25 protein-coding genes are annotated in these 23,797 nt (G+C 73.1%); 11 read left to right on the top strand and 14 right to left on the bottom strand.

What is annotated here, in order from left to right:
- Positions 1 to 71 precede the first annotated feature (71 nt).
- From rocD to ACP7TJ_RS03830, 3 genes are all read right to left on the bottom strand, one after another.
- On the bottom strand, positions 72 to 1,298 hold the full coding sequence (rocD, locus tag ACP7TJ_RS03840) for an ornithine--oxo-acid transaminase (protein WP_320584111.1): 1,227 nt from the start codon (positions 1,296 to 1,298) through the stop codon (positions 72 to 74).
- Complete coding sequence (gene ddaH / locus ACP7TJ_RS03835; protein ID WP_320584110.1) at positions 1,295 to 2,107, bottom strand: dimethylargininase; 813 nt, start codon at positions 2,105 to 2,107, stop codon at positions 1,295 to 1,297. Before ddaH ends, rocD begins: the two co-directional genes overlap by 4 nt.
- Positions 2,108 to 2,230: 123 nt before the next feature.
- Positions 2,231 to 2,734 (bottom strand): Lrp/AsnC family transcriptional regulator, encoded by a 504-nt coding sequence (locus tag ACP7TJ_RS03830; RefSeq protein WP_093765117.1) that lies wholly within the window; start codon positions 2,732 to 2,734, stop codon positions 2,231 to 2,233.
- A gap of 133 nt (positions 2,735 to 2,867) precedes the next feature.
- Between ACP7TJ_RS03830 and ACP7TJ_RS03825 the strand changes: the two genes are divergently transcribed.
- The 4 genes from ACP7TJ_RS03825 to ACP7TJ_RS03810 are packed head-to-tail and all read left to right on the top strand — an operon-like array spanning position 2,868 to position 6,952.
- Positions 2,868 to 3,638, top strand: a complete 771-nt coding sequence (locus tag ACP7TJ_RS03825) for a LytR/AlgR family response regulator transcription factor (RefSeq protein ID WP_093765116.1) — start codon at positions 2,868 to 2,870, stop codon at positions 3,636 to 3,638.
- Between the two features lie 18 nt (positions 3,639 to 3,656).
- The gene (locus ACP7TJ_RS03820; protein WP_167742461.1) at positions 3,657 to 4,016 is read left to right on the top strand and encodes a hypothetical protein; all 360 of its coding nucleotides are present in this window, start codon (positions 3,657 to 3,659) and stop codon (positions 4,014 to 4,016) included.
- Positions 4,017 to 4,037: 21 nt separating this feature from the next.
- Positions 4,038 to 5,750 (top strand): cation acetate symporter, encoded by a 1,713-nt coding sequence (locus ACP7TJ_RS03815; protein WP_167742460.1) that lies wholly within the window; start codon positions 4,038 to 4,040, stop codon positions 5,748 to 5,750.
- Complete coding sequence (locus ACP7TJ_RS03810; RefSeq protein ID WP_093765114.1) at positions 5,747 to 6,952, top strand: sensor histidine kinase; 1,206 nt, start codon at positions 5,747 to 5,749, stop codon at positions 6,950 to 6,952. The genes ACP7TJ_RS03815 and ACP7TJ_RS03810 overlap by 4 nt, the downstream gene beginning before the upstream one ends.
- Before the next feature lie 18 nt (positions 6,953 to 6,970).
- Here the strand turns inward: ACP7TJ_RS03810 and ACP7TJ_RS03805 are convergent, their stop codons facing one another.
- From ACP7TJ_RS03805 to ACP7TJ_RS03785, 5 genes are all read right to left on the bottom strand, one after another.
- Positions 6,971 to 7,147 (bottom strand): hypothetical protein, encoded by a 177-nt coding sequence (locus tag ACP7TJ_RS03805; RefSeq protein ID WP_107308653.1) that lies wholly within the window; start codon positions 7,145 to 7,147, stop codon positions 6,971 to 6,973.
- Positions 7,148 to 7,235: 88 nt separating this feature from the next.
- Positions 7,236 to 8,189 carry a cytochrome c oxidase assembly protein gene (locus ACP7TJ_RS03800; RefSeq protein ID WP_167742459.1) on the bottom strand — a complete coding sequence of 318 codons (954 nt, stop codon included), beginning with the start codon at positions 8,187 to 8,189 and terminating at the stop codon, positions 7,236 to 7,238.
- A 143-nt stretch (positions 8,190 to 8,332) separates the two neighbouring features.
- Positions 8,333 to 9,358: a 6-phosphofructokinase gene (locus ACP7TJ_RS03795; RefSeq protein WP_093765111.1), complete on the bottom strand. Its 1,026-nt coding sequence runs from the start codon at positions 9,356 to 9,358 to the stop codon at positions 8,333 to 8,335.
- A gap of 200 nt (positions 9,359 to 9,558) precedes the next feature.
- Entirely contained in the window at positions 9,559 to 10,287 is a 729-nt protein-coding gene (locus ACP7TJ_RS03790) for a type 1 glutamine amidotransferase (protein ID WP_048456358.1), read from the bottom strand.
- Positions 10,288 to 10,311: 24 nt separating this feature from the next.
- Positions 10,312 to 11,550, bottom strand: a complete 1,239-nt coding sequence (locus ACP7TJ_RS03785) for a Mur ligase family protein (protein WP_093765110.1) — start codon at positions 11,548 to 11,550, stop codon at positions 10,312 to 10,314.
- Between the two features lie 147 nt (positions 11,551 to 11,697).
- On the opposite strand from ACP7TJ_RS03785, the gene def reads away from it, so the two are divergent.
- A complete protein-coding gene (gene def, locus ACP7TJ_RS03780) occupies positions 11,698 to 12,243 on the top strand; it encodes a peptide deformylase (RefSeq protein ID WP_367451386.1) in 546 nt (181 codons plus the stop codon).
- An 18-nt stretch (positions 12,244 to 12,261) separates the two neighbouring features.
- Here the strand turns inward: def and ACP7TJ_RS03775 are convergent, their stop codons facing one another.
- Positions 12,262 to 12,903 (bottom strand): TetR family transcriptional regulator, encoded by a 642-nt coding sequence (locus ACP7TJ_RS03775; protein ID WP_093765108.1) that lies wholly within the window; start codon positions 12,901 to 12,903, stop codon positions 12,262 to 12,264.
- A 171-nt stretch (positions 12,904 to 13,074) separates the two neighbouring features.
- On the opposite strand from ACP7TJ_RS03775, the gene ACP7TJ_RS03770 reads away from it, so the two are divergent.
- Entirely contained in the window at positions 13,075 to 14,301 is a 1,227-nt protein-coding gene (locus tag ACP7TJ_RS03770) for an acyl-CoA dehydrogenase family protein (RefSeq protein ID WP_189910735.1), read from the top strand.
- 89 nt (positions 14,302 to 14,390) lie between these two features.
- Entirely contained in the window at positions 14,391 to 15,053 is a 663-nt protein-coding gene (locus tag ACP7TJ_RS03765) for a transcriptional regulator (RefSeq protein WP_093765166.1), read from the top strand.
- Positions 15,054 to 15,057: 4 nt separating this feature from the next.
- Here ACP7TJ_RS03765 and ACP7TJ_RS03760 read toward each other — a convergent pair whose 3' ends face one another.
- The 5 genes from ACP7TJ_RS03760 to ACP7TJ_RS03740 all read right to left on the bottom strand — a co-directional run bounded on the left by ACP7TJ_RS03760 (position 15,058) and on the right by ACP7TJ_RS03740 (position 19,780).
- Complete coding sequence (locus ACP7TJ_RS03760; RefSeq protein ID WP_006135192.1) at positions 15,058 to 15,294, bottom strand: DUF6213 family protein; 237 nt, start codon at positions 15,292 to 15,294, stop codon at positions 15,058 to 15,060.
- A 25-nt stretch (positions 15,295 to 15,319) separates the two neighbouring features.
- On the bottom strand, positions 15,320 to 16,705 hold the full coding sequence (locus ACP7TJ_RS03755; RefSeq protein WP_427762103.1) for an NADP-dependent succinic semialdehyde dehydrogenase: 1,386 nt from the start codon (positions 16,703 to 16,705) through the stop codon (positions 15,320 to 15,322).
- A 77-nt stretch (positions 16,706 to 16,782) separates the two neighbouring features.
- Entirely contained in the window at positions 16,783 to 17,247 is a 465-nt protein-coding gene (locus ACP7TJ_RS03750) for an NUDIX domain-containing protein (RefSeq protein ID WP_427762100.1), read from the bottom strand.
- Positions 17,244 to 18,782, bottom strand: coding sequence for an ATP-dependent DNA ligase (locus ACP7TJ_RS03745; RefSeq protein WP_189910733.1), 1,539 nt, complete (start codon positions 18,780 to 18,782; stop codon positions 17,244 to 17,246). Before ACP7TJ_RS03745 ends, ACP7TJ_RS03750 begins: the two co-directional genes overlap by 4 nt.
- A gap of 50 nt (positions 18,783 to 18,832) precedes the next feature.
- Positions 18,833 to 19,780: an NAD(P)/FAD-dependent oxidoreductase gene (locus tag ACP7TJ_RS03740; protein WP_401543972.1), complete on the bottom strand. Its 948-nt coding sequence runs from the start codon at positions 19,778 to 19,780 to the stop codon at positions 18,833 to 18,835.
- Positions 19,781 to 19,858: 78 nt separating this feature from the next.
- On the opposite strand from ACP7TJ_RS03740, the gene ACP7TJ_RS03735 reads away from it, so the two are divergent.
- The 4 genes from ACP7TJ_RS03735 (at position 19,859) to ACP7TJ_RS03720 (ending at position 23,765) form a co-directional block, all read left to right on the top strand.
- Positions 19,859 to 20,431 (top strand): helix-turn-helix domain-containing protein, encoded by a 573-nt coding sequence (locus ACP7TJ_RS03735; RefSeq protein ID WP_266544616.1) that lies wholly within the window; start codon positions 19,859 to 19,861, stop codon positions 20,429 to 20,431.
- 105 nt (positions 20,432 to 20,536) lie between these two features.
- On the top strand, positions 20,537 to 21,514 hold the full coding sequence (locus ACP7TJ_RS03730; protein WP_093765102.1) for an NADPH:quinone oxidoreductase family protein: 978 nt from the start codon (positions 20,537 to 20,539) through the stop codon (positions 21,512 to 21,514).
- Positions 21,511 to 22,692, top strand: a complete 1,182-nt coding sequence (locus tag ACP7TJ_RS03725; protein WP_189910731.1) for an acyl-CoA dehydrogenase family protein — start codon at positions 21,511 to 21,513, stop codon at positions 22,690 to 22,692. Before ACP7TJ_RS03730 ends, ACP7TJ_RS03725 begins: the two co-directional genes overlap by 4 nt.
- Positions 22,689 to 23,765, top strand: a complete 1,077-nt coding sequence (locus tag ACP7TJ_RS03720; RefSeq protein WP_093765100.1) for an acyl-CoA dehydrogenase family protein — start codon at positions 22,689 to 22,691, stop codon at positions 23,763 to 23,765. Before ACP7TJ_RS03725 ends, ACP7TJ_RS03720 begins: the two co-directional genes overlap by 4 nt.
- Positions 23,766 to 23,797 lie beyond the last annotated feature (32 nt).

Here is a 23,797-nt window from a genome sequence, read left to right as displayed (position 1 = left end):
GTCGCCCGGCATGCCCCCGGACACGCCGCCGCCCCCGCCGCAGAGGTCCGGCGGGGGCGGCGGGCAGGCGGTCAGGCCTGGCGGCTGAGCACCTTCTCCAGTGTGCGCAGCGCCTCCAGCAGCTCGTCCGCGGTGACGGTCAGCGGCGGGGCCAGCCGGACCGTCGAGCCGTGCGTGTCCTTGACCAGGATGCCCTCGCGCATCAGACGCTCGCTGACCTCCCGGCCGGTGCCGAGGGCCGGGTCGACGTCCACACCCGCCCACAGGCCGCGGCTGCGGAACCCGGTGACGCCCTTGCCGACCAGCGCCTCCAGGCCCTCCCGCAGCACCACGCCCAGCTCGGCCGCGCGCCGCTGGAACTCGCCCGTCTCCAGCAGCTCCACCACGGCCGTGCCCACGGCGGCCGCCAGCGGGTTCCCGCCGAAGGTCGACCCGTGTTCACCCGGGTGGAGCACCTGGAGCACCTCGCGCCGGGCCACCACCGCCGACACCGGCACGATGCCGCCGCCCAGCGCCTTGCCCAGCAGCACCATGTCCGGCACGACCGACTCGTGCTCCACGGCCAGCGTGCGCCCGGTGCGGCCGAGCCCCGACTGGATCTCGTCCGCGACGAACAGACACCCGGCGCGCCGGGTCAGCTCCCGCACCCCGGCCAGATAGCCGTCGTCCGGGATCAGCACGCCCGCCTCGCCCTGGATCGGCTCGATCAGCACCGCCGCCGTCGTCTCGTCGACGGCCTCCTCCAGCGCCGCGAGGTCGTTGTACGGCACCACCCGGAACCCCGGGGTGAAGGGGCCGAACCCGGCACGGGCCGTCTCGTCCGTCGAGAAGCTGACGATCGTCGTCGTCCGGCCGTGGAAGTTGTCCGCCGCCACCACGATCGTCGCCCGGTCGGCGGGGACGCCCTTCACGTCGTAGGCCCACTTGCGGGCCACCTTGATGCCGCTCTCCACCGCCTCGGCGCCGGTGTTCATCGGCAGCACCATGTCCAGGCCGGTCAGCGCGGCCAGCCGCTCCGCGAACCGGGCGAGCCGGTCGTTGTGGAAGGCGCGCGAGGTCAGCGTGAGCCGGTCCAGCTGGCGGTGCGCCGCCTCGATCAGCGCCGGGTGCCGGTGGCCGAAGTTCAGCGCCGAGTAGCCGGCCAGCATGTCCAGGTAGCGCCGGCCCTCGACGTCCTCCACCCAGGCGCCTTCCGCGCGGGCGACGACCACGGGCAGCGGGTGGTAGTTGTGCGCGAGGACCGGCTCCTCCGCCGCGATCAGCTCGGCGGACGAACGCGGACGGGAGGCAGAGGTCATGAGCGGATCTCCTGAGTGCAGCACTTGATGCCCCCGCCCGCCTTGTGGAACTCGGACAGGTCGACGGGGACGGGGACGTAACCGCGGTCGGCGAGCCGGCCGGCGAGAGCCGTAGCTCCCGGCGAGATGAACACGTGACGGCCGTCCGAGACGGAGTTCAGGCCGAACGCCATGGCGTCCTCCCGGGTGGCGGTCACCGCGTCCGGGTACAGCCGCTCCAGCACCTCACGGCTGCCCGGCGAGAACGCCTCCGGGTAGTACGCGACGTTCTCCTCGTCCAGCACGAAGAGCGCCGTGTCCAGGTGGTAGAAGTACGGGTCCACCAGGGTCAGGCCGATCACCGGCACCCCGAAGAACTCCTGCGCCTCCCGGTGCGCCTCGGGCGTGGTGCGGAAGCCGGTCCCGGCGAGGATCCAGCGCCCGGCGGGCACCAGGTCGCCCTCGCCCTCGCACACCGACTCCGGGTGCTGGACGTCGAATCCGTGCGCCTTGAACCAGGCCGCGTACGGCACCGACTCCGGACGCCGCTCCGGCGCGTGGAACCGGGATCCGAACACACGCCCGTCCACGACGACCGCCGCGTTCGCGGCGAACACCATGTCGGGCAGACCGGGCAGCGGCTCCACGGTCTCCACGGTATGGCCGTGGCGGTGGTAGGCGTCGACCAGCGACAGCCACTGCCGCCGGGCGAGTGAGACGTCGACGGGACGGTCCGGACGCATCCAGGGATTGATCGCGTACCGCACGGCGAAGAATCTGGGTTCGCAGACGAGATAACGCCGTGGGCGCGCCACACGTGATTCGGGCACGAAGGGGTTCCTCCGCTTCACACGGTGTCAACAGGGGGTGACTCCACGGTAGGAACCCGGCCGCACGGCCGACAAGCGACGGATCCTGCGTGTCCACGCACGATCGCTGCGTCTTCCACGCCCTCAGCGCACGTCCGGTGCGTCGTCCGGGGCGGGCTGCGTCACTCCCGCCTCAGGACTGTCGGGCAGCAGGTGCGACAGCACCATCACGCTGATCGTCTTGCGGATGAACGGCTCCTGGCGGATGCGCTCCAGCACCTCCTCGAAGTGCTCCACGTCCCGCGCCCGCACGTGCAGCAGCGCGTCCGCGCCCCCGGTCACCGTCATCGCCGCCGCGATCTCCGGATGGTTGCGCACCACCTCCGCCAGCCGCCGCGGCGGCGCCGCGCCCTCGCAGTACACCTCGACGTACGCCTCCGTGCGCCAGCCCAGCGCGGACGGCCGCACGGTCGCGGTGAACCCGGTGATCACCCCGGTCTCCCGCAGCCGGTCCACCCGGCGCTTGACCGCCGTCGCCGACAGCCCGACGGAGGCGCCGATCTCCGCGAAGGACGTCCTGGCGTTCGCCATCAGAGCGGTGACGATCTTCCGGTCGAGGTCGTCGAACGGCGCGGGCCTGCTGTTCATGCGGGCACTGTATCCACGCCGGCCCCGAGGCCACCCCGAGTCCGTCCCCGGAGGGTCCGGGCGCGGAACCGGGCGAAACGCCCTTGTCCGGCACGTAGTCCCGACCCGGAGATCCCCCCTACACTCCACGTTCATGCTGCGCGCCCTCGCCGTCGACGACGAACGCCCCTCGCTCGAGGAGCTGCTCTACCTGCTGAACGCCGACCCCCGCATCGGGAGCGCGGAAGGCGCCGGCGACGCCACCGAGGCCCTGCGCCGCATCAACCGCGCCCTGGAGTCGGGACCCGACGGGCCCGACGCCATCGACGTCGTCTTCCTCGACATCCAGATGCCCGGCCTCGACGGACTGGACCTCGCCCGGCTGCTCAGCGGATTCGCCCGGCCGCCGCTCGTCGTGTTCGTCACCGCCCACGAGGACTTCGCCGTCCAGGCCTTCGACCTCAAGGCCGTCGACTACGTGCTCAAACCCGTCCGCAGGGAACGGCTGGCCGAAGCCGTGCGCCGGGCGGCGGCCCAGCGCGGCGCCACCCCGCCCGAACCCGCCCCGCGCATCCCCGTGCACGAACCCGACCCCGACCACATAGCCGTCGAGCTGGGCGGCGTCACCCGCTTCGTCGCCGTCGACGACATCACCCACGTCGAGGCCCAGGGCGACTACGCCCGCCTGCACACCGACCGCGGCAGCCACCTCGTGCGCATCCCGCTGTCCACCCTGGAGGAGCGCTGGCGCTCCCGCGGCTTCGTCCGCATCCACCGCCGTCATCTGGTCGCCCTGCGCCACATCGGCGAACTGCGGCTCGACGCGGGCACCGTCAGCGTCCTGATCGGCTCCGAGGAACTCCAGGTCAGCAGGCGCCACGCCCGCGAGCTGCGGGACCTGCTGATGCGCCGGACCACCGGTTAGGCAGGAGGAGAGCCGCTCATGCCCCAGGAACCCGCCGAGCGCCGGGTGGTCGTCACCGGCCCGCCCCGCCGCGCCCGCCGCTCCTCCGGCTACTACCGCCCGCGCACCGAGATCGACGAGCAGACCACCCTCGGTCACACCTACGTGCGCTCCCTGATGCGCATCCAGCTGCGCACCGGACTCACCGTGTTCGCCGTCCTCGCCCTGCTCATCGGCCCCCTGCCGCTGGTCTTCGCCGCCGCCCCGGACGCCCGCCGCCTGGAGTGGGCGGTCCTGGGCTTCGGGCTCTACCCCCCGCTGGTCCTGCTCGCCCGCTGGTACGTCCGCCGCGCCGAACGCAACGAACGCGACTTCGTGCGGCTCGTCGAGGACCGCTGAGACCCCGGGAACCGCACCGCCGTGAACACCGCCTACGCCGTCACCGCCGTCGCGCTCGTCGCCGTCGCGACCGTCCTCGTCGGCGCCTTCGGCCTGCGCGTGTCCCGCACCACCTCCGACTTCTACGTCGCCTCCCGCACGGTCGGCCCCCGCCTCAACGCGGCCGCCATCAGCGGCGAGTACCTCTCCGCCGCCTCCTTCCTCGGCATCGCCGGACTCGTCCTGATCCAGGGCCCGGACATGCTCTGGTACCCGGTCGGCTACACCGCCGGCTACCTGGTCCTGCTGCTGTTCGTCGCCGCGCCGCTGCGCCGCTCCGGCGCCTACACGCTGCCCGACTTCGCCGAGGCCCGGCTCGCCTCGCACACGGTCCGGCGGCTCGCCGGCACCCTCGTCGTCGGCGTCGGCTGGCTCTACCTGCTGCCCCAGCTCCAGGGCGCCGGACTCACCCTCACCGTGCTCACCGGCGCGCCCGACTGGCTCGGCGCGGTGATCGTCGCCGTCGTCGTCACGGTGATCGTGGCCGCCGGCGGCATGCGCAGCATCACCTTCGTCCAGGCGTTCCAGTACTGGCTGAAGCTGACCGCCCTGCTGGTGCCCGCGCTCTTCCTGGTGCTCGCCTGGCAGAGCGACGGCGCGCCCAGCCACGCCTTCGACGAGCCCGCCGAGTTCCGTGAACAGCGCGTGGTGCGCGTCGACGACACCGTCGACCTGCGCCTCACCGCCCCGCTCACCGTCACCGTGGACGGCGCCGTCGACGGCCGGGAGCACGCCGGGACCGAGGTCAGCCTGCCCGCGGGCACGCACCGCGTCGACGGCGGCACCCGCCTCACCTTCGCCGAGGGCTCCGAGGTGCCCGCCACCGGGCACGGCGCCGACGACGCCCTGTCGCCCTCCCGCGCCGAGAGCCGCGCCGAACGCCCGCTGTACGCCACGTACGGGCTGATCCTCGCCACCTTCTTCGGCACCATGGGCCTGCCGCACGTCGTGGTGCGCTTCTACACCAGCCCGCACGGCGTCGCCGCCCGCCGCACCACCGTCGCCGTCCTCGGCCTGGTCGGCGCCTTCTACCTGCTGCCCCCCGTCTACGGCGCCCTCGGCCGGCTCTACGCCCCCGACCTCACCCTCACCGGGGACGCGGACGCCGCCGTCCTGCTGCTGCCCGGACGGATGATCGGCGGCACCGGCGGCGACCTGCTGGGCGCGCTGGTCGCCGGGGGAGCGTTCGCCGCGTTCCTGTCGACCGCCTCCGGACTCACCATGGCCGTCGCCGGGGTGCTCACCCAGGACGTGCTGCCCTCCCGCGGCGTGCGCCACTTCCGGCTCGGCACCGTGCTCGCCATGGCCGTCCCGATGGCCGCGAGCCTCCTGGTCGGCGGGCTGCCCGTGGCCGACGCCGTGGGGCTCGCCTTCGCGGTGTCCGCCTCGTCGTTCTGCCCGCTGCTGGTCCTCGGCATCTGGTGGCGGCGGCTCACCCCGCCGGGCGCGGCCGCCGGGATGCTCGTCGGCGGCGGCTCGGCGTTCCTCGCCGTGGCCGCCACCATGGCCGGCTACCCGGGCGCCGGACCCTGGCACGCACTGCTCGCCTGGCCCGCCCTCTGGTCGGTGCCGCTCGGCTTCCTCACCATGGTGCTGGTCTCGCTCGCCACGCCCGGCCGGGTGCCGCCCGGCACAGCCGCGGTCCTGGCCCGCTTCCACCTGCCGGAAGAGCTGCGTACGGAGGTGTCCGCATGAGCGGTTTCCTCGCCGGTCTGCTCGTCGCGGTGCTGCCCCTGCTGGCCGCCGGCTTCTGGCTGGGGCGGCGCACGGCACGGCCCGCCAGCCTCGCCGGACTCGGCACCCCCGTCGAGCACGCCACCTTCGAGACCCTGCACACCGCGTCCCTGGCCACGCCCCCGCTGCGGGCCGGCCTCACCGAGGAGACCGCCCGCAAGTCGGCGCGCAAACTGCGCTCCCTGCTCGGCACGGACGCGCTGTGCCTCACCGACCGCGAGCAGGTCCTGGTCTGGGACGGCGTCGGCGCCCACCACCGCACCGAGATCATGGAGCGCCTCACCGGCCCCCTGGACACCGGCCGCGGCGAGGCGTTCCCGCTGACCTGCGACACCCCCGACTGCGCCGTCCGCTGGGCGGTGGTCGCCCCGCTCACCGTCGACGACCGGGTGCACGGTGCACTCGTCGCCTGCGCGCCCCGCGAGTCGGCGGTGCTGGTCAGGGCCGCCGGGGAGGTCGCCCGCTGGGTCTCCGTCCAGCTGGAGCTGGCCGACCTGGACCAGTCCCGCACCCGGCTGATCGAGGCGGAGCTCCGCGCCCTGCGCGCCCAGATCTCCCCGCACTTCATCTTCAACTCGCTCGCGGTGATCGCGTCCTTCGTGCGCACCGACCCCGAGCGCGCCCGCGAGCTGCTGCTGGAGTTCGCCGACTTCACCCGCTACTCGTTCCGCCGACACGGCGACTTCACCACCCTCGCCGACGAGCTGCACGCCATCGACCACTACCTGGCGCTGGTGCGGGCGCGCTTCGGCGACCGGCTCTCCGTCACCCTGCAGATCGCCCCCGAGGTGCTGCCGGTCGCGCTGCCCTTCCTGTGCCTCCAGCCGCTGGTGGAGAACGCCGTCAAGCACGGTCTGGAGGGCAAGGCCGACAAGTGCCACATCCAGATCACCGCGCAGGACGCGGGCGCGGAGGCCCTCGTGGTCATCGAGGACGACGGGGCGGGCATGGACCCCGGTCTGCTGCGCCGCATCCTCGCCCGCGAGGTCAGCCCCACCGGCGGCATCGGCCTGTCCAACGTCGACGACCGGCTCCGCCAGGTCTACGGCGACGACCACGGGCTGGTCATCGAGACGGCTGCGGGCGCCGGCATGAAGATCACCGTCCGGCTGCCGAAGTACCAGCCGGGCGTCCATCTCACGGGGCGGCTCACCCCGCGGTGAGCCGCCCCGTACCGCCGGTCAGCTGCTGCGGGTGGCGACCATCCCCAGGGTGAGCAGGCCCAGGACGACCCAGATGAACCACAGCCAGCCGTTGCTGCCGAGCGCCACCGTGTACGCGGTCACGGCGACCAGGCCGCCGACGGTGAGCACGCCCATGGTCTTCGTCGAGGTGGAACCGTTCGTGGTACCGGGCATCGCGACACCCTCCTCCAGGTCCGTTGCCTCCATGGTGCCCCGGTTTCCGCAAAGCAGGGCGGTGCGGGACGGAACCCGGGGCCGCGCCCTAGCTGCCGCGCGCGTTCAGGGAGGCCAGGTAGGCGTTGTACGCCTCCAGCTCCTTGTCGCCGTCCCGGTCGGCGGCGCGGTCCTTGCGGCGGGCCTGCCGCTGGTCCGAGGCGTACCACTGGAACAGCAGCGCGATCAGCACCAGCACCGACGGGACCTCGCTGAACGCCCAGGCGATGCCGCCGGCCGCGTTCTGGTCGGACAGCGCGTCGATGCCCAGCGACGCGGGCGGGTCCTGGAAGGTGGTGACCATGGGGGTGGAGGCCATCATCAGCGCGATGCCGAAGAACGCGTGGAACGGCATGCCCGCGAACAGCTCCAGCATCCGCATCAGATGCCCCGGCCGGTGCGGACCCGGATCCACGCCCATGATCGGCCAGAAGAACACCAGGCCGACGGCGAGGAAGTGCACCATCATCGCCGCGTGCCCGACCGCCGACCCCATCAGGAAGTCGAACAGCGGGGTGAAGTACAGCGCGTACAGGCTCGCGATGAACATCGGGATGGTGAACAGCGGGTGCGTCACGACCCGCATGTACCGGCTGTGCAGCAGCATCAGCAGCAGCTCGCGCGGCCCCTTGGTGCCGCGCACGGCCGCCGGGGGCAGCGCCCGCAGCGCCAGGGTGACCGGGGCGCCGAGCAGGAGCAGGATCGGCGACACCATGCTGATGACCATGTGCTGCACCATGTGCACGCTGAACATCACCATGCCGTAGTCGTTCAGCGCGGTGCACATCACGAGCCCGATGCTCAGCACACCGGTGACGAACGCGATGGTCCGCCCCACCGGCCACCTGTCACCGCGCCGGACCAGCCGGACCACGCCCCAGCCGTAGAGCGCGAGTGCCAGCAGGCAGGCGACGAGGAAGAAGGGGTCCGCCGACCAGGCGAGCCCCCGGCCCAGCGTGAACGGCGGCAGATCCATGGTCATGCCGTGCCCGCTGTGATCCATCCGCCGGCTCCATTTTCGTCCAGGTTGTACGCAATCGGTCCGCACCAGACTAGAACCGCCCCCGGCGACGTCCGTCACCGGGGGCGGTCTGTGAAGCCGGTCTCACGCGCGCCCGTGCCACGCGCCGGGCCGCGACGGGGCGGTCAGAGCACGCACTCCGCCTCGGCGTACCGCTCCTCGGGCACCGTCTTCAGCGTCTCGACGGCCTCCGCCAGCGGCACCATCACGATGTCGGTGCCGCGCAGCGCCGTCATCTGCCCGAAGTCCCCGCGGTGCACGGCCTCCACCGCGTGCCAGCCGAACCGGGTGGCCAGCACCCGGTCGTACGCGGTGGGCGTGCCGCCGCGCTGCACATGGCCGAGGATCACCGGCCGGGCCTCCTTGCCGAGCCGCTCCTCCAGCTCCAGGGAGAGCTGCCGGGCGATCCCGGCGAACCGCTCGTGTCCGTAGACGTCCTTGCCGCCCTCGTCGAAGTCCATGGTCCCGGCCTTCGGCTTGGCGCCCTCCGCCGCGACGACGATGGCGAACCGCTTCCCGGCCGAGAACCGCTCGCCGACCTTCGCGGTCAGCTCGTCGATGTCGAAGGGCCGCTCGGGCACCACGATGGCGTGCGCGCCGGCCGCCATGCCGGAGTGCAGCGCGATCCAGCCGGTGTGGCGGCCCATGACCTCCACGATCAGCACGCGCTGGTGCGACTCGGCGGTGGTCTTCAGCCGGTCCAGCGCCTCGGTGGCCACGCCGACGGCCGTGTCGAACCCGAAGGTGACGTCGGTGACGGCGATGTCGTTGTCGATGGTCTTCGGCACGCCGACTATCGGCAGCCCGTTGTCGGACAGCAGCCGGGCCGCCTTGAGGGTGCCCTCACCGCCGATGGGGATGATCGCGTCGAGACCGAGTTCCGCGACATGGCCCCGGGCCCGCTCCACACCGTCCCGCAGATGCTCGGGACGCACCCGTGAGGAGCCGAGGATGGTGCCGCCGCGGGCGAGGATGCCGCTCACCGCGTCGAGGTCGAGCTTGAGGTAGTCGCACTCCAGGAGGCCCTTCCACCCGTCGCGGAAGCCGATGACCTCGTCGCCGTGGTCGACGACGGCGCGGTGCACGACGGACCGGATGACGGCGTTCAGGCCGGGGCAGTCGCCGCCGGACGTGAGGACACCAATGCGCATAGCCCGAAACAACCTTCTCGAAGTGGCCGGGACCGGACCGCGCTGTCCGGCTCGATCACGGCCACCCTAGCCGTTCCCGGGGGCTGTGCCGCATCCCGCGTCCGCCTGCTGGACGATGCCGCTCACCTGTGCGGAGGAGGCGTCAGACGGGCCTGTTCAGGCCGCTTCCGACGCCTCCTTCCCGGTGCTGTCCCAGCGCCTCACGCGGGCTGCTGGGCGGCCGCGATGCGTTCGTCGCGCAGGGCCTCGTACCAGCGGTCGTCGGTCGGCGGCAGGGCGTTGACGTCCAGCGCCAGCTTCAGCAGCAGGTCCGCGATCTGCGGGTTGCGGGCCAGCACCGGACCGTGCATGTAGGTGCCGAAGACGGTGTCGTTGTAGGCGCCCTCGGTGCCGTCCCCGGTGCCGTTGCCGTTGCCGAAGCGCACCTGGGCGAACGGGCGTGCCGTGGGGCCCAGGTGGGTGATGCCCTGGTGGTTCTCGAACCCGGTGAGCGGGGGCAGGCCCAGCTGCGGGTTGATGTCCGCGAGGACGTCGCCCACGCAGCGGGCGCCCTCGCCGCGCACCGACACCACGTCGAGCAGGCCGAGGCCGGGCTCGCGCTGGCCGAGGTCGTTGATGAACTCGTGGCCGAGGATCTGGTAGCCGGCGCAGACCGAGAAGACGATCGCGCCGTTCCCCACGGCCCGGTGCAGCCCGCCGTCGCGGCGCAGCCGCTCGGCGGCCAGCCGCTGCGGGCGGTCCTCGCCGCCGCCGATCAGGTAGATGTCGCCGGAGGTCGGGATCGGCTGGTCGCTGCGCACGTCGAGCCGCGCCACGTCCAGGCCGCGCTGCCGCGCCCGGCGCTCGACGACGAGGACGTTGCCCTGGTCGCCGTAGGTGCTCAGCAGGTCCGGGTAGATCCAGACGACCCGCAGCTGGTTGTCGCTCACTTCAAGTCCCCTGAGGTGTCGTGGTCAGTTGCCGACGCGGCGGCGCAGGTCCTGGAACGCGGTGTAGTTGGCGATGACCTCGATCCGGCCCGGCGGCGACATCTGGACCGCCTGGTCGAGGTTCTCGCACACCTGGAACTGCTGGTTGGCGACCTCGAGGCGCACCGCCAGGTCCAGCTTGCGGTCGCCGATGACGCAGATCGGGTGGCCGGTGAGCCGGGTGTAGTCGACGTCCCACAGCCAGGAGGTGTCGGTGCCGTCGGCGGAGCGCGCGTTCACCGACAGGATCACCGGGGTCGGCGGCGGGTCGATCAGCGAGAACGTCTCCAGCCAGCCCGCGGGGTTCTTCGCGAGCAGCAGCCGCAGGTCACGGCCCTGGAACTGGACGACGTCGTAGCGGCCGGCCACGGCCTGCACCTGGTACATGCGCTCCAGGGCCACCTGCGGCGGCACCCCGAAGACGGCGGCGACGGCCGCGGAGGACGCGGCGTTGGCCTTGTTGGCGCGGCCCGGGAGCTGGAGGTGGATCGGCCAGGCGGAGCCGTGCGGGTCGAGCACGTGGTCGCCGGAGAGCGCCCAGCTCGGGGTGGGGCGGCGGAAGCCGCACTCGCCGCAGAACCAGTCGTCGCCAGGGCGCTGCATCACACCGCCGCAGGACGGGCAGGACCAGGCGTCGTCCTTCCACATCTGGCCGGCGGCCACCCAGATCACGTTGGGGGAGGACGACGCGGCCCACACCACCAGCGGGTCGTCGGCGTTGGCCACGATCACGGCCTTGGAGCCGGCCAGGCCCTCGCGCCAGGCCTCCGCGAGCATGCGGGTCTCCGCGGCGCGGTCGAGCTGGTCGCGGGAGAGGTTGAGCAGCGCGATGCACTTCGGCTCGGTCGCCTGCGCGACGCCGACCAGGTACTTCTCGTCGACCTCGATGACGCCGTAACGGGCGTCGGCGCCGGCCGCCAGGGCCGAGGTGATGCCGGCCGGCATGTTGGCGCCGAGCGCGTTGGAGACGACCGGGCCGGCCGCCTTGAGCGCCTCGGCGATGAGCCGGGTGGTGGTGGTCTTGCCGTTGGTCGCCGAGACGAGGGTCACGTCCAGGTGCGTGGCGAGCCGGTGGAGAAGCTCGGGGTCGAGTTTCAGGGCCACCCGGCCGCCGATCACCGAACCGCTGCCGCGCCCTGCGGCGCGGGATGCCGCCGCGACCGCCTTGCCCGCGGTCACGGCCAGCTTGGCCCGCGGCGTGAGCGGGTCCGAGTTGCCTGCCATCAGTTCTCGATCCTCCTTGCGTACGCGCCGCGTCTGTGCCTGACGGCCACGTGGTGTGGGCTCAGCCTATCGAGATCCATTCGCCCTCCAGTACCGCGGCTCCGTCGGGAGACGGGGCGGTGATGCAAGGACCGTACCCTTGCGGCCATGCGACACGGCTCCCTGCCCGGCGTCCACGGACGCGTACGGCCCCTCACCCTGCTCGGCGACCCCGTCCTGCACACGCCGTGCGGGGACGTCACCGACTTCGGTCCGGAACTGGCGGATCTGGTGGAGGACTTGTTCGCGACGATGTACGCGGCGCAGGGCGTGGGTCTGGCCGCGAACCAGATCGGCGTGCCGCTGCGGGTGTTCGTCTTCGACTGCCCCGACGACGAGGAGGTCCGGCACCTGGGGCACGTGGTGAACCCGCGGCTGGTGGTGACGGACGGGGTGGTGGTGCGCGGCCCCGAGGGCTGTCTGTCGCTGCCCGGCCTGGAGGCGGGGACGGAGCGCTACGACCACGCGGTGGTCGAGGGCGTCACGGTGACCGGTGAGCCGGTCACCGTGCACGGCACGGGCTTCTTCGCCCGCTGTCTCCAGCACGAGAGCGACCACCTGGACGGCACGGTCTACGCCGACCGCCTCGCCGGCCGCCGTCACCGCAAGCTGATGCGCCAGGTCGCGCGCGCCTCCTGGCACCGGCCCGGCTGAGCCGGAGTCCGGCCCGGGTCAGAAGCCCGGGCCGCCCACCCTGTCGCCGGCCGCGGCCAGCCGGCCCCACAGCAGGTCGGCCAGGCTGCGCACCAACTCGGCACGGGAACAGGGGCGTTCGCCCAGCCACCAGTCGCCGGCGGCATGCATCATGCCGACGATGCCGTGGCCCCACACCCGGGCCAGCTGATGGCTGCCGGGTCCGAGGTCGAGGCGGTCCTCGATCACCTGGGCCAGCTCCTCGCCCATCCGGCGCAGCAGCGGCGCCGAGTGCTTGCCCACGTCGAAGCCCTGGTCGCCCGGCGAGCCCTCCGCCGGGTGCATCAGGAAGCGGTAGACCTGGGGCCGCGCCTCGATCGCCGTCAGGTAGGTGTCCAGCGTGGCCTCGACCCGCTCCCGCCGCTCCGCGGGGGCGTCCAGTGCGGCCCGCAGCGAGTCCAGCAGGGCGTCGGTGTGGCGCTTGGCGAGGGCGGCGTAGAGTCCTCCCTTGTCGCCGAAGTGCCGGTAGAGGATGGGCTTGGTGATGCCGGCCTCCGCGGCGATGGCGTTCATCGAGGCCCCGGGCCCGTCGCGCAGCACCACTCGGTCGGCGGCCTCCAGCAGCTCGCGCCGGCGTCGGTCGGCGGACCGCTGCTGCTCGGTCCGCTGTGTGGTGTCCATGAGCTCTCCCCACCCGTGCTGAATCGGTGACGCCTGCGCAAACTAACACTGACCACGGGCCCGACATCGAACGGGATGCCGACCTGCCTGGGGAGTTGACTTCTCCTACTTGTCGGTAACAGACTGGGGTTACCGCAAGTAACATGCACGTGCGCCGCCGCTGGAGGAGTCATGGCCGAGTTCACCATGGAGCTCAACGACGAACAGAAGGAGGTGCGGGACTGGCTGCACGGCTTCGCCGCCGACGTCATCCGCCCCGCCGCCGCCGAATGGGACGAGCGTGAGGAGACTCCCTGGCCGGTGATCCAGGAGGCGGCCAAGGTCGGCATCTACTCCCTGGACTTCTACGCCCAGCAGTACTTCGACGCAACGGGTCTCGGCATCCCCATGGCCATGGAGGAGCTGTTCTGGGGCGACGCCGGCATCGCGCTGTCGATCGTCGGCACCGGCCTCGCCGCCGTCGGCGTCCTCGCCAACGGCACCGAGGAGCAGATCGGCACCTGGATCCCCCAGATGTACGGCGACGTGAACGACGTCAAGGTCGCGGCCTTCTGCTCCTCCGAGCCCGACGCCGGCTCCGACGTGGCGTCGATGCGCACCCGCGCGGTGTACGACGAGGCCAAGGACGAGTGGGTGATCAACGGCACCAAGACCTGGGCGACCAACGGCGGCATCGCCAACGTCCATGTGGTGGTCGCGGTCGTCGACCCGGAGCTCGGCTCCAAGGGCCACGCGTCCTTCATCATCCCGCCGAACACCCCCGGTCTGTCGCAGGGCCAGAAGTTCCAGAAGCACGGCATCCGCGCCTCGCACACCGCCGAGGTCGTCCTGGACGACGTGCGCGTTCCCGGCTCCTGCCTGCTCGGCGGCAAGGAGAAGCTGGACGAGCGCCTGGCCCGTGCCCGCGAGAAGGCCAGGACGGGCGGTGAGCGCGTGAAGAACGCCGCCATGGCCACCTTCGAGGCCTCCCGCCCGGCCGTCGGCGCCATGGCCGTGGGCACCGCCCGCGCCGCCTACGAGGTCGCGCTCGACTACGCCAGGACGCGTGAGCAGTTCGGCCGCCCGATCATCGACAACCAGGGCGTCGCCTTCCAGCTCGCCGACATGCGCACCCAGATCGACGCGGCCCGCCTGCTGGTGTGGCGCGCCTCCTGGATGGCGGTCAACGGCAAGCCGTTCACCGCGGCCGAGGGCTCGATGTCGAAGCTGTTCGCCAGCGAGACGGCCAAGAAGGTCACCGGCCAGGCCATCCAGATCCTCGGCGGCAACGGCTACACCCGCGAGTACCCGGTCGAGCGGATGCACCGCGACGCCGCGATCTACACGATCTTCGAGGGCACCAGCGAGATCCAGCGCCTGGTGATCGCCCGCACCCTCTCGGGCATGTCCATCCGCTGACCCACCGTGCGGGGGCGGTCCGGTGCGCCGGGTTGCCCCCGCACGACAGCCGGGCCAACCTCGGGGTGACCGACGCCTCGGAGGACGTGATGACACGCAACGCCCGGGACCTGCTGAACACGATCACCGCGGAGCTCGCCCCCGACCCGCGCTCCAACCCCCTGGTGCCGCTGATCGCCGCCGGCGAGGCGGACCGGGAGGTCCTGGCCGTCCTGGCCCTGGAACAGCTGCGGGTGATCCCCGCGGACCGCCGCGCCTTCCTCCAGCTGGCCGTGCGGTCCTCGGCCGAACCGGAGGCCGACGCCTTCTTCACCGCCCTGGCCGAGGGCGAGGCGATCGCCCAGCAGCGGCTGCCCGCCTTCGCCGCGGCCTGCGGCGTCGACGAGGCCCGCGCCGCCGCCTACACCCCGCTGCCGGGCTGCCAGGCCTACCCCGCCTACGTCGCCTGGCTGGCCCTCAACGCCGCCCCGGCCGACGCCGTCCTCGCCGTCACCGCCAACTTCTCGGCCTGGGGCGGCTACTGCGCCACGATCGCCAGGGCCCTGCGCACCCACTACGGCTTCGGCGACGAGGCCTGCGCCTTCTTCGACTTCTTCGCCGAACCGGCCCCGGCGCCGGCCCGCACCGCCGAGCGCGCCGTGCAGGCGGCCCTGGACACCGGCCGCCTGGACGAGAGCCGCGCCCGCGCCTACGGACACCTGCTGCAGAGCTACGAAGCGCTGTTCTGGCGGACCCTGGAACGGCCGGCCTGACGCCCTACGGGGTGGTGCCGCTGCTGTGGGCGATGCACGCCACGTCGATGCGGTCGGCGAGCTTCGCGAGTTCGATCGTCAGCGCGGCGACCGTGTCCTCGTCGAGCCCGCCCTCGCCGGCCTCGACGAGCCGGACCCACCGGCCGCCCACCGTGCGCAGCAGCTTGCTGACGTCGGCGGCCGCCACCTGAAGGGTGCCGCGGTCGTCGACGATCAGAGGCAGTGTCACTTCGCGGTTCACAGTCGGGATCGTAACCGTGCGGGCGTCACGCGCCGTGCCAAACCGTGGTGATGTTGCAGAACTCGCGGATTCCGTGCCCGGACAGCTCACGCCCGTACCCCGACCGCTTGACCCCGCCGAAGGGGAACGCGGGGTGGGACGCCGTCATGCCGTTGACGTACACGCCGCCCGCCTCGAGGTCCCGGACGAACCGGTCGATCTCCGCCTCGTCACGTGTCCACACGTTCGAACTCAGCCCGAACAGGGTGTCGTTGGCGATGAGCACCGCCTCGTCCAGGTCGGCCGCCCGGTACAGCGTGGCGACCGGGCCGAAGGCCTCCTCCCGGTGGATGCGCATCTCCCGGTCGATCCCGGCCAGCACGGTCGGCGGGTAGAACCAGCCCGGTCCGTCCGGGCGTTCGCCACCGCACAGCACCGTGGCGCCGGCCCGTACCGCGTCGTCGACCAGCTCCTCCAGGTCCCGGCGGCCCTGTTCGCTGGAGAGCGGGCCGACGTCGGTGTCCTCGTCCATCGGGTCGCCGACCTTCAGCGCCCTCATGCCGGCGACGAACCGCTCGGCGAAGGCGTCGTAGACGTCCGTGTGCACGATGAACCGCTTGGCGGCGATGCAGGACTGGCCGGCGTTCTGCACCCGGGCGGTCACCGCGACCTCGGCGGCCCGGTCCAGGTCGGCGGAGGGCATGACCACGAACGGGTCGCTGCCGCCCAGCTCCAGCACCGTCTTCTTGATCATCTCGCCGCACGTCGAGGCGACCGCCCGCCCGGCCGGCTCGCTCCCGGTGAGGGTCGCCGCCTTGATCCGCTCGTCGCGCAGCAGGTCGTCGACGGCCGCCGAGCCGATCAGCAGGGTCTGGAAACAGCCCTCGGTGAAGCCCGCGCGGTGGAACAGGTCCTCCAGGTACAGGGCGGTCTGCGGCACGTTCGACGCGTGCTTGAGCAGCCCGACGTTGCCCGCCATCAGGGCGGGGGCGGCGAACCGCACCACCTGCCACAGCGGGAAGTTCCACGGCATCACCGCGAGCACCGGTCCCAGCGGCCGGTAGCGCACCAGGACCCGGGAGGCGCCGGAGTCCTTCACGTCGGACGCGTCGGGCTCCTCGTCGGCGAGCAGTCCGGCCGCGTGGTCGGCGTACCAGTGCATCGCCTTGGCGCACTTCGCCGCCTCCGCGCGGGCCTGCTTGACCGGCTTGCCCATCTCCGTGGCGATCACCTTGCCGACGGCGTCCTGGTCCGCGTCGAGGATCTCGGCGGCGTGGTGCAGCAGCCGGGACCGCTCCTCGAAGGTCGTCGTCCGGTACGTGCGGAAGGTGGCCTCCGCGAGCTGGAGCCGGCGTTCCAGCTCGTCCTCGTCCATGGGGTGGTACGTCTTGACGGTCTCGCCGTTCGCCGGATTCACCGTGGCGATGTGCATCACTGGCCTCCATGGGACGGGCTGTGCTCCGACGACCTTCCCGCGCGCCGATGGGCGCCGCAACGCGGGAGGGTCTCTCAGGGCGAGTGCTCCGCCAGGCGGTCCAGAAACGCGGTCTGTGCCGACACGATCAGCTCACGCGCCCGGCCGAGCGGGAACCAGGCGACCCGGTCCAGTTCCGGGAACTCCCGCGTCCGCCCCGACCTGGGCGGCCACTCCATGGTGAACGTGCCGGGCACGACCGACGCCGGGTCCAGGTCGGCCTCCACCGCCCAGGCGGTGACCACCTTGCCGCCCGACTGGCGGACCTCCCCGAGCGGCACCGCCTCCCCGTCCGGCGGGGGCAGTCCCAGCTCCTCCCGGAACTCGCGCCGCGCCGCGTCCCAGGTGGGCTCGGCGGGGTCGTACTCGCCCTTCGGCACGGTCCACGCCCCGGCGTCCCGGCGCGCGAAGAACGGGCCGCCCATGTGGCCGAGCAGCACCTCGACGCCCTCCCCGGTGCGCCGGAACAGCAGCAGGCCCGCGCTCCGGGCCGCCGTCACGGCCGTACCTCCGGGTGGGCGGCCAGCACGGTCCCGACCGTGTCCGCCTCCTCGGGGCGCTTGTCCTCGCGGTAGCGGATCACCCGGGCGAAGCGCAGGGTGACGCCGGCCGGGTAGCGGCTGGAGCGCTGCAGGCCGTCGTAGGCGATCTCCACGACGAGTTCGGGGCGCACGGTCACCGTGTAGCCGCTCTCGTCGACGGCGATCTCCCGCAGCCGCTTCGTCTGCCACTCCAGCATCGCGTCGGTCATGCCCTTGAAGGTCTTGCCGAGCATCGCGAAGCCGCCGTCGGGTGTGCGGGCGCCCAGGTGCAGGTTGGAGAGCTTGCCGGTGCGCCGGCCGTGGCCCCACTCGGCGGCCAGCACCACCAGGTCCAGCGTGTGCACCGGCTTGACCTTCAGCCAGGACGCGCCGCGCCGCCCCGCGCTGTACGGGGCCTCCAGGCCCTTCACCACGACGCCCTCATGGCCGCGCTCCAGCGTCTCGGCGAGGAACCGCTCAGCCGCCTCCAGCTCGTCGGGGCCGCTCACCACCGCGCGCCGCACCCGCATGGGCTCCGGCACCAGCCGGGCCAGCTCGGCGTGCCGCTCGGCGAACGGCAGGTCCAGCAGGTCCCGGCCGTCCACCGACAGCGCGTCGAAGAACACGGGGGAGACCGGCGTCTCCCGGGCGGCCGTCGCCACGTCCACCCGGGACCCGACCCGCCCGGCCGTCTCCTGGAACGACCGCGGGCGTCCGGTGCCGTCGAAGGAGATGACCTCCCCGTCCACGATGAACCGCTCCGCGTCCAGCTCCCGCGCCGCCGCCGTCACCTCGGGCAACCGGTCCGTGATGTCGTCGAGGGTGCGGGTGTGCACCCGCACGGTGTCGCCGTCGCGGTGCACCTGGACCCGGATGCCGTCGAGCTTCTCCTCGACCGCGCAGGCGCCCAGCTTCCCGACCGCCTCGGCGACCGAGGAGGCGCTGTGCGCCAGCATCGGCTGCACCGGACGTCCGACGGTCAGCCGGAACCGCTCCAGCGCCCCCGGACCGTCCGCCAGCAGCGCCCCGGCGACCGGCTGGAGCGACCCTGCGAGCATCACCGCCCGCCGTACGTCCGCCGACGCCGCGCCGGTCGCCCGGGCCAGCCCTTCCACCGCCACCGCGTCCAGGGCGCCCTGGCGCACCTCGCCGGTCAGCAACCCCCTCAGGAACCGCTGCTCCGCCTCGGTGGACGCGCCCAGCAGCTCGCCGACGAGCCGGGCCCGCCCGGCCTGCGAGCCCGGCCCCGACACCTTCGCGAGCCGGGTGAGCAGCGCGTCCACCTCGCGCACCGTCAGCGACGGCTCGGCGGCGGGCGGCACCGGACGGCTCAGCACCTTCCAGCCGACCCCGATCCGCCCCTGCGGCAGCCGGCCCGCCAGATACGGGATGACGACCGGGACGTCGTCCGGCGACGCCTCCCGGAACAGCTCGGCGAGCAGCGCGGTCTTCCGCGACCGCGCCGAGGCGGCGGCCACCTCCTGGGACACCTGGGCCAGCCGGGACAGCAACATGCAGTCATCGTGCTACGAAGGGGTGCCTTCCACACCTCCGGATCCGGAGGTCACGCGCCGAGCGCCGCGTCCAGGTCCGCCATCCGCAGGTCCCCGACGATCGCCGCCGCCGCGCGGTAGCCGCCGCTCGCCGCGTGCACCACCTGCTCGCTGAACCCGATCGCGTTGCCCGCCGCCCACACACCCGGCACGCTGGTCAGCCCGTTCGGGTCGACCACCGGGTACGTCCCGAACGGCGTCTCGTCCATCTCCGCGCCCAGCCGCTCCAGAAGCCCCGTCTGCGGCACCGGACGCGGCGCGACGAACACCACCGACCGGGAGTGCACGGCGCCGTCGGTCATCCGCAGGCCGGTGAGCCGGTCGTCCTCGACCACCAGAGCGGCGACCTCGCCCGGCACCACGTCCACGCCCGCCGCAGCGAGCCGGCGCAGGTCGAGGTCGGACAGCTCCTCCTCGGCGACCCGGTGCAGGAAGAACGTGACGTCCTTCGACCACCGGGACACCATCAGCGCCTGGTGCACGCCCGCCGCGCTCGACGCCAGCACCCCGAAGGGCTCGTCGCGCACCTCCCAGCCGTGGCAGAACGGGCAGTGCAGCACGTCCCGCCCGAACCGCTCGGCGACCCCGGGGACGTCCGGCATCTCGTCCTTCAGCCCCGTCGCCACGACCAGCCGCCGGGCGCGCACCCTCCCGCCCCGCTCCAGCGCCACCGTGAAGTCCTCGCCCCGGGCGACGTCCGTCACCCGGTCCCGGACCAGCTCCACGCCGTAGCGCGCGATCTCCTCCCGGCCGAGCGCCAGGAACTCCGCCGGCGGCATCCCGTCCCGGCTCAGATAGCCCTGCATGTGCGCCGACGGCGCGTTGCGCGGCTCGCCCGCGTCGACCACCAGCGTGCGGTGCCGGGCCCGCCCCAGCACCAGCGCGGCGGACAGCCCCGCCGCTCCTCCGCCCACCACGACCACGTCGTAGCGGCTGTCGTTCAGGTCCTGCTCGGTCATCGTGACCACCTCCACTGCCGACGGTCGCTCCGGCAGCCGCGGATTGACAAACAAGTTTGCCGAACCTGCAATGTCCGCATGGTGACGGACGACGTTCTCGCGGAAGTGGGCCCCCGGCTGCGCCGGATCCGGAAGGAGCGGGAGGTGACACTCGCGGCGCTGGCGGAGGCGACCGGCATCTCCGTGAGCACCCTGTCCCGGCTGGAGTCCGGACAGCGCAAACCCGGCCTGGACCTGCTGCTGCCCATCGCCCAGGCCCACCAGGTGTCGCTGGACGAGCTGGTCGGCGCGCCCCCGGTGGGCGATCCTCGGGTGCGCGCCCGGCCGATCGAGCGCGGCGGACGCACCCACTGGCCGCTCACCCGGCAGCCCGGCGGGCTCCAGGCGTACAAGGTGCTCGAACCGAAGCGGAAGCTGGAGCCCGACCCGCGCACGCACGAGGGCTACGAATGGCTGTACGTGCTCTCCGGAAAACTGCGTCTGGTGCTGGGCGACCACGACGTGGTGCTGGCGGCGGGCGAGGCGGCCGAGTTCGACACGCGCGTGCCGCACTGGTTCGGGTCGACGGGGGAGGGGCCGGTGGAGTTCCTCAGCCTCTTCGGGCCGCAGGGGGAGCGGATGCACGTGCGGGCGCGGCCGAGGAAGGGATGAGGTGCGGCCCGAGGGAGCGGGACGGTTCCCTTGAGGCAAGCGACCGCTTAGTATGCGGGGACCCGGTCAGCGAAGACGACGTTCACCGTCCCGTGGAGGCCCCGCATGCAGGCATGGCAAGTGCACGAACTCGGCGAGCCGGGCGAGGTGATGCGCCTCGCGGACGTCGAACGGCCGACCCCCGGCGCGGGGCAGGTGCTGCTCCGGGTGCGCGCCGCCAACATCAACTTCCCGGACGCCCTGATGTGCCGGGGCCAGTACCAGGTGCGGCCGCCGCTGCCGTTCACACCGGGCGTCGAGATCTGCGGCGAGACCGAGGACGGCCGCCGGGTGATCGCCAACCCGGCGCTGCCGCACGGCGGTTTCGCCGAGTACGCCGTCGCGGACGCCGCCGCACTGCTGCCCGCGCCGGACGCGCTGGACGACGCCGAGGCCGCCGCCCTGCACATCGGCTACCAGACGGCCTGGTTCGCCCTGCACCGGCGGGCCCGCCTGGAGGCCGGAGAGACCCTGCTCGTGCACGCCGCCGCGGGCGGGGTGGGCAGCGCCGCCGTGCAGCTCGGCAAGGCGGCCGGCGCCACCGTCATCGGCGTGGCGGGCGGCGCAGGCAAGGCCGCCGTGGCCCGCGACCTGGGCTGCGACGTGGTGATCGACCGGCGGGAACAGGACGTCGTCGCCGCGGTCAAGGAGGCCACCGGCGGACGCGGCGCGGACGTGATCTTCGACCCGGTCGGCGGCGAGGCGTACACCCAGTCCGCCAAGACCGTCGCCTTCGAGGGCCGCATCGTGATCGTCGGCTTCGCGAGCGGCGCCATCCCGAGCCCCGCCCTCAACCACGCCCTGATCAAGAACTACGCGGTCCTCGGCCTGCACTGGGGCCTGTACAACACCAAGAACCCCAAGCTGGTCCAGCACTGCCACGAACAGCTCACCGGACTCGCCGCCCGGGGCGCGATCAAGCCGCTGGTGAGCGAACGCGTACCGCTGGCCGGTGCCGCCGACGCGGTGCAGCGGGTCGCCGACGGCGTCACCACCGGCCGCGTCACCGTGCTGCCGTCGCGGGAGAACGGAGCCGCCGCATGACCGACGCAGACGCACTGCGCCGCCGCACCCAGGAGTTGCTGGCCGCCCACCCGCCCGCCGAGACCGGGCGCCTGGACTTCCTGCGTGCCCGCTTCGACGCCGGACTCGCCTGGGTCCACTTCCCCGAGGGACTCGGCGGGCTCGGCCTGCCGCGCTCCCTCCAGGCCGTCGTCGACGCCGAACTGGAGGCCGCCGGCGCCCCCGACAACGACCCGCGCCGCATCGGCATCGGTCTGGGCATGGCCGCCCCCACCATCCTCCAGTACGGCACCGACGAGCAGAAGGCGCGCTTCCTGCGGCCGCTGTGGACCGGGGAGGAGGTCTGGTGCCAGCTGTTCAGCGAGCCCGGCGCCGGCTCCGACCTGGCCGCGCTAGGCACGCGCGCGGTGCGTGAGGGCGACGGCTGGGTGGTCAACGGGCAGAAGGTGTGGACCTCCAGCGCCCACCTCGCCCGCTGGGCCATCCTCATCGCCCGCACCGACCCGGACGTGCCCAAGCACCGGGGCATCACCTACTTCGTGTGCGACATGACCGACCCCGGCGTCGAGGTGCGGCCGCTGCGCCAGATCACCGGCGAGGCCGAGTTCAACGAGGTGTTCCTCACCGGCGTCCGCATCCCCGACGACCGCCGCCTCGGCCAGACCGGCGACGGCTGGCGGGTCGCCCAGACCACCCTGAACAACGAGCGCGTCGCCATCGGCGGCATGCGGCTGCCCCGCGAGGGCGGCATGATCGGCCCGGTCGCCAGGACCTGGCGCGAACGCCCCGGACTGCGCACCCACGACCTGCACCAGCGGCTGCTGAAGCTGTGGGTCGAGGCGGAGGTCGCCCGGCTCACCGGTGAACGCCTGCGCCAGCAGCTCGTCGCAGGACAGCCCGGCCCCGAGGGCGCCGGCATGAAGCTCGCCTTCGCCCGCCTCAACCAGGAGATCAGCGGCCTGGAGGTGGAACTGCGCGGCGAAGAAGGGCTGTTGTACGACGACTGGACCATGCGCCGCCCCGAACTGGTCGACTTCACCGGACGCGACGCCGGCTACCGCTATCTGCGCTCCAAGGGCAACAGCATCGAGGGCGGGACCAGCGAGGTCCTGCTGAACATCGTCGCCGAGCGCGTCCTGGGCCTGCCCGCCGAGCCGCGCACCGACAAGGACGTCGCCTGGAAGGACCTCGCCCGATGAGCGATCTTCTGTACTCGGAGGAGGAAGAGGCGCTGCGCGCCGCCGTCCGGGACCTGCTCACCGACCACTGCGACACGACGTCCGTGCTCGCCCGCGCCGAGTCGGACGCCCCGCACGACCCGGCCCTGTGGAAGACCCTCGCCGACGGCATGGGCCTCGCCGGGCTGCTGGTCCCCGAGGACCGGGGCGGCCAGGGCGCGACCCACCGCGAAGCCGCCGTCGTCCTGGAGGAGTTGGGGCGCGCGGTCGCTCCCGTGCCGTACCTGACGAGCGCCGTGGTGGCCACCGAGGCGCTGCTGGCCTGCGCGGACGGCGACGACCTGCTCGGCGGCCTGGCGTCCGGACGCGTGATCGGCGCGCTCGCCGTCGGCCTGCACACCGCCCCCGGCGCCGCGTTCGCCGCAGTCCGCGCGGACGGCGGCGCCCTGCACGGCGAGCTGACGGGCATCGCGGACGCCGTCGTCGCCGACGTCCTGCTCGTACCGGCGGACGACGGCGGGCTGTACGCGGTGACGGCCGACGCGGTCACCGTCACTCCGCAGACGTCCCTCGACCTCACCCGGCCCCTCGCCCGCGTCACCCTCGACGCCGCACCGGGCCGCCGCGTCGGCGACGCGGAGCCCGCCGTACGACGCGCCCTGCGCGCCGGGGCGGGGCTGCTCGCCTCGGAGCAACTCGGCGTCGCCGAGTGGGCGTTGACCGAAACCGTGCGGTACCTGAAGGACCGCAAGCAGTTCAACCGGCCCGTCGGCGGGTTCCAGGCGCTCAAACACCGGCTCGCCCAGCTGTGGCTGGAGGTCGTCAGCCTCCGCGCCGCCGCACGGGCCGCCGCCGACGCCCTCGCGACCGGCGAGGACACGGACGTGTCGGTCACCGTGGCCCAGGCCTACGCGGCGCCCGTCGCCGTCCGCGCCGCCGAGGAGGCCCTGCAACTGCACGGCGGCATCGGCATGACCTGGGAACACCCGGTGCATCTGCGCCTCAAGCGCGCCAAGGCCGACTCGATCGCCTACGGCACGGCGGGCGCCCACCGGGAGGCACTGGCGGAGCTGGTGGATCTGCGGGCGCCCTGACGGAGGAGAAGCCGGCGGCCCGTCCCTCCCTC

This window comes from Streptomyces sp. DSM 41931 (genome assembly GCF_050271085.1).
In the GTDB taxonomy this organism is placed as follows: Bacteria; Actinomycetota; Actinomycetes; order Streptomycetales; family Streptomycetaceae; genus Streptomyces; species Streptomyces albogriseolus.
This window is presented reverse-complemented; position numbering and strand designations above follow the sequence as displayed.

What these genes read in the sequence shown, in the direction of transcription:
- ACP7TJ_RS03785 (WP_093765110.1), bottom strand. Translation starts at nt 11,550, where the DNA reads ATGGCAGGCAACTCGGACCCGCTCACGCCGCGGGCCAAGCTGGCCGTG.
- ACP7TJ_RS03730 (WP_093765102.1), top strand. Translation starts at nt 20,537, where the DNA reads ATGCAGGCATGGCAAGTGCACGAACTCGGCGAGCCGGGCGAGGTGATG.
- ACP7TJ_RS03740 (WP_401543972.1), bottom strand. Translation starts at nt 19,780, where the DNA reads ATGACCGAGCAGGACCTGAACGACAGCCGCTACGACGTGGTCGTGGTG.
- ACP7TJ_RS03755 (WP_427762103.1), bottom strand. Translation starts at nt 16,705, where the DNA reads ATGCACATCGCCACGGTGAATCCGGCGAACGGCGAGACCGTCAAGACG.
- ACP7TJ_RS03820 (WP_167742461.1), top strand. Translation starts at nt 3,657, where the DNA reads ATGCCCCAGGAACCCGCCGAGCGCCGGGTGGTCGTCACCGGCCCGCCC.
- ACP7TJ_RS03795 (WP_093765111.1), bottom strand. Translation starts at nt 9,358, where the DNA reads ATGCGCATTGGTGTCCTCACGTCCGGCGGCGACTGCCCCGGCCTGAAC.
- ACP7TJ_RS03765 (WP_093765166.1), top strand. Translation starts at nt 14,391, where the DNA reads ATGACACGCAACGCCCGGGACCTGCTGAACACGATCACCGCGGAGCTC.
- def (WP_367451386.1), top strand. Translation starts at nt 11,698, where the DNA reads ATGCGACACGGCTCCCTGCCCGGCGTCCACGGACGCGTACGGCCCCTC.
- ACP7TJ_RS03725 (WP_189910731.1), top strand. Translation starts at nt 21,511, where the DNA reads ATGACCGACGCAGACGCACTGCGCCGCCGCACCCAGGAGTTGCTGGCC.
- ACP7TJ_RS03805 (WP_107308653.1), bottom strand. Translation starts at nt 7,147, where the DNA reads ATGCCCGGTACCACGAACGGTTCCACCTCGACGAAGACCATGGGCGTG.
- ACP7TJ_RS03745 (WP_189910733.1), bottom strand. Translation starts at nt 18,782, where the DNA reads ATGTTGCTGTCCCGGCTGGCCCAGGTGTCCCAGGAGGTGGCCGCCGCC.
- ACP7TJ_RS03810 (WP_093765114.1), top strand. Translation starts at nt 5,747, where the DNA reads ATGAGCGGTTTCCTCGCCGGTCTGCTCGTCGCGGTGCTGCCCCTGCTG.
- ACP7TJ_RS03735 (WP_266544616.1), top strand. Translation starts at nt 19,859, where the DNA reads ATGGTGACGGACGACGTTCTCGCGGAAGTGGGCCCCCGGCTGCGCCGG.
- ACP7TJ_RS03775 (WP_093765108.1), bottom strand. Translation starts at nt 12,903, where the DNA reads ATGGACACCACACAGCGGACCGAGCAGCAGCGGTCCGCCGACCGACGC.
- ACP7TJ_RS03830 (WP_093765117.1), bottom strand. Translation starts at nt 2,734, where the DNA reads ATGAACAGCAGGCCCGCGCCGTTCGACGACCTCGACCGGAAGATCGTC.
- ACP7TJ_RS03770 (WP_189910735.1), top strand. Translation starts at nt 13,075, where the DNA reads ATGGCCGAGTTCACCATGGAGCTCAACGACGAACAGAAGGAGGTGCGG.
- ACP7TJ_RS03800 (WP_167742459.1), bottom strand. Translation starts at nt 8,189, where the DNA reads ATGGATCACAGCGGGCACGGCATGACCATGGATCTGCCGCCGTTCACG.
- rocD (WP_320584111.1), bottom strand. Translation starts at nt 1,298, where the DNA reads ATGACCTCTGCCTCCCGTCCGCGTTCGTCCGCCGAGCTGATCGCGGCG.
- ACP7TJ_RS03720 (WP_093765100.1), top strand. Translation starts at nt 22,689, where the DNA reads ATGAGCGATCTTCTGTACTCGGAGGAGGAAGAGGCGCTGCGCGCCGCC.
- ACP7TJ_RS03825 (WP_093765116.1), top strand. Translation starts at nt 2,868, where the DNA reads ATGCTGCGCGCCCTCGCCGTCGACGACGAACGCCCCTCGCTCGAGGAG.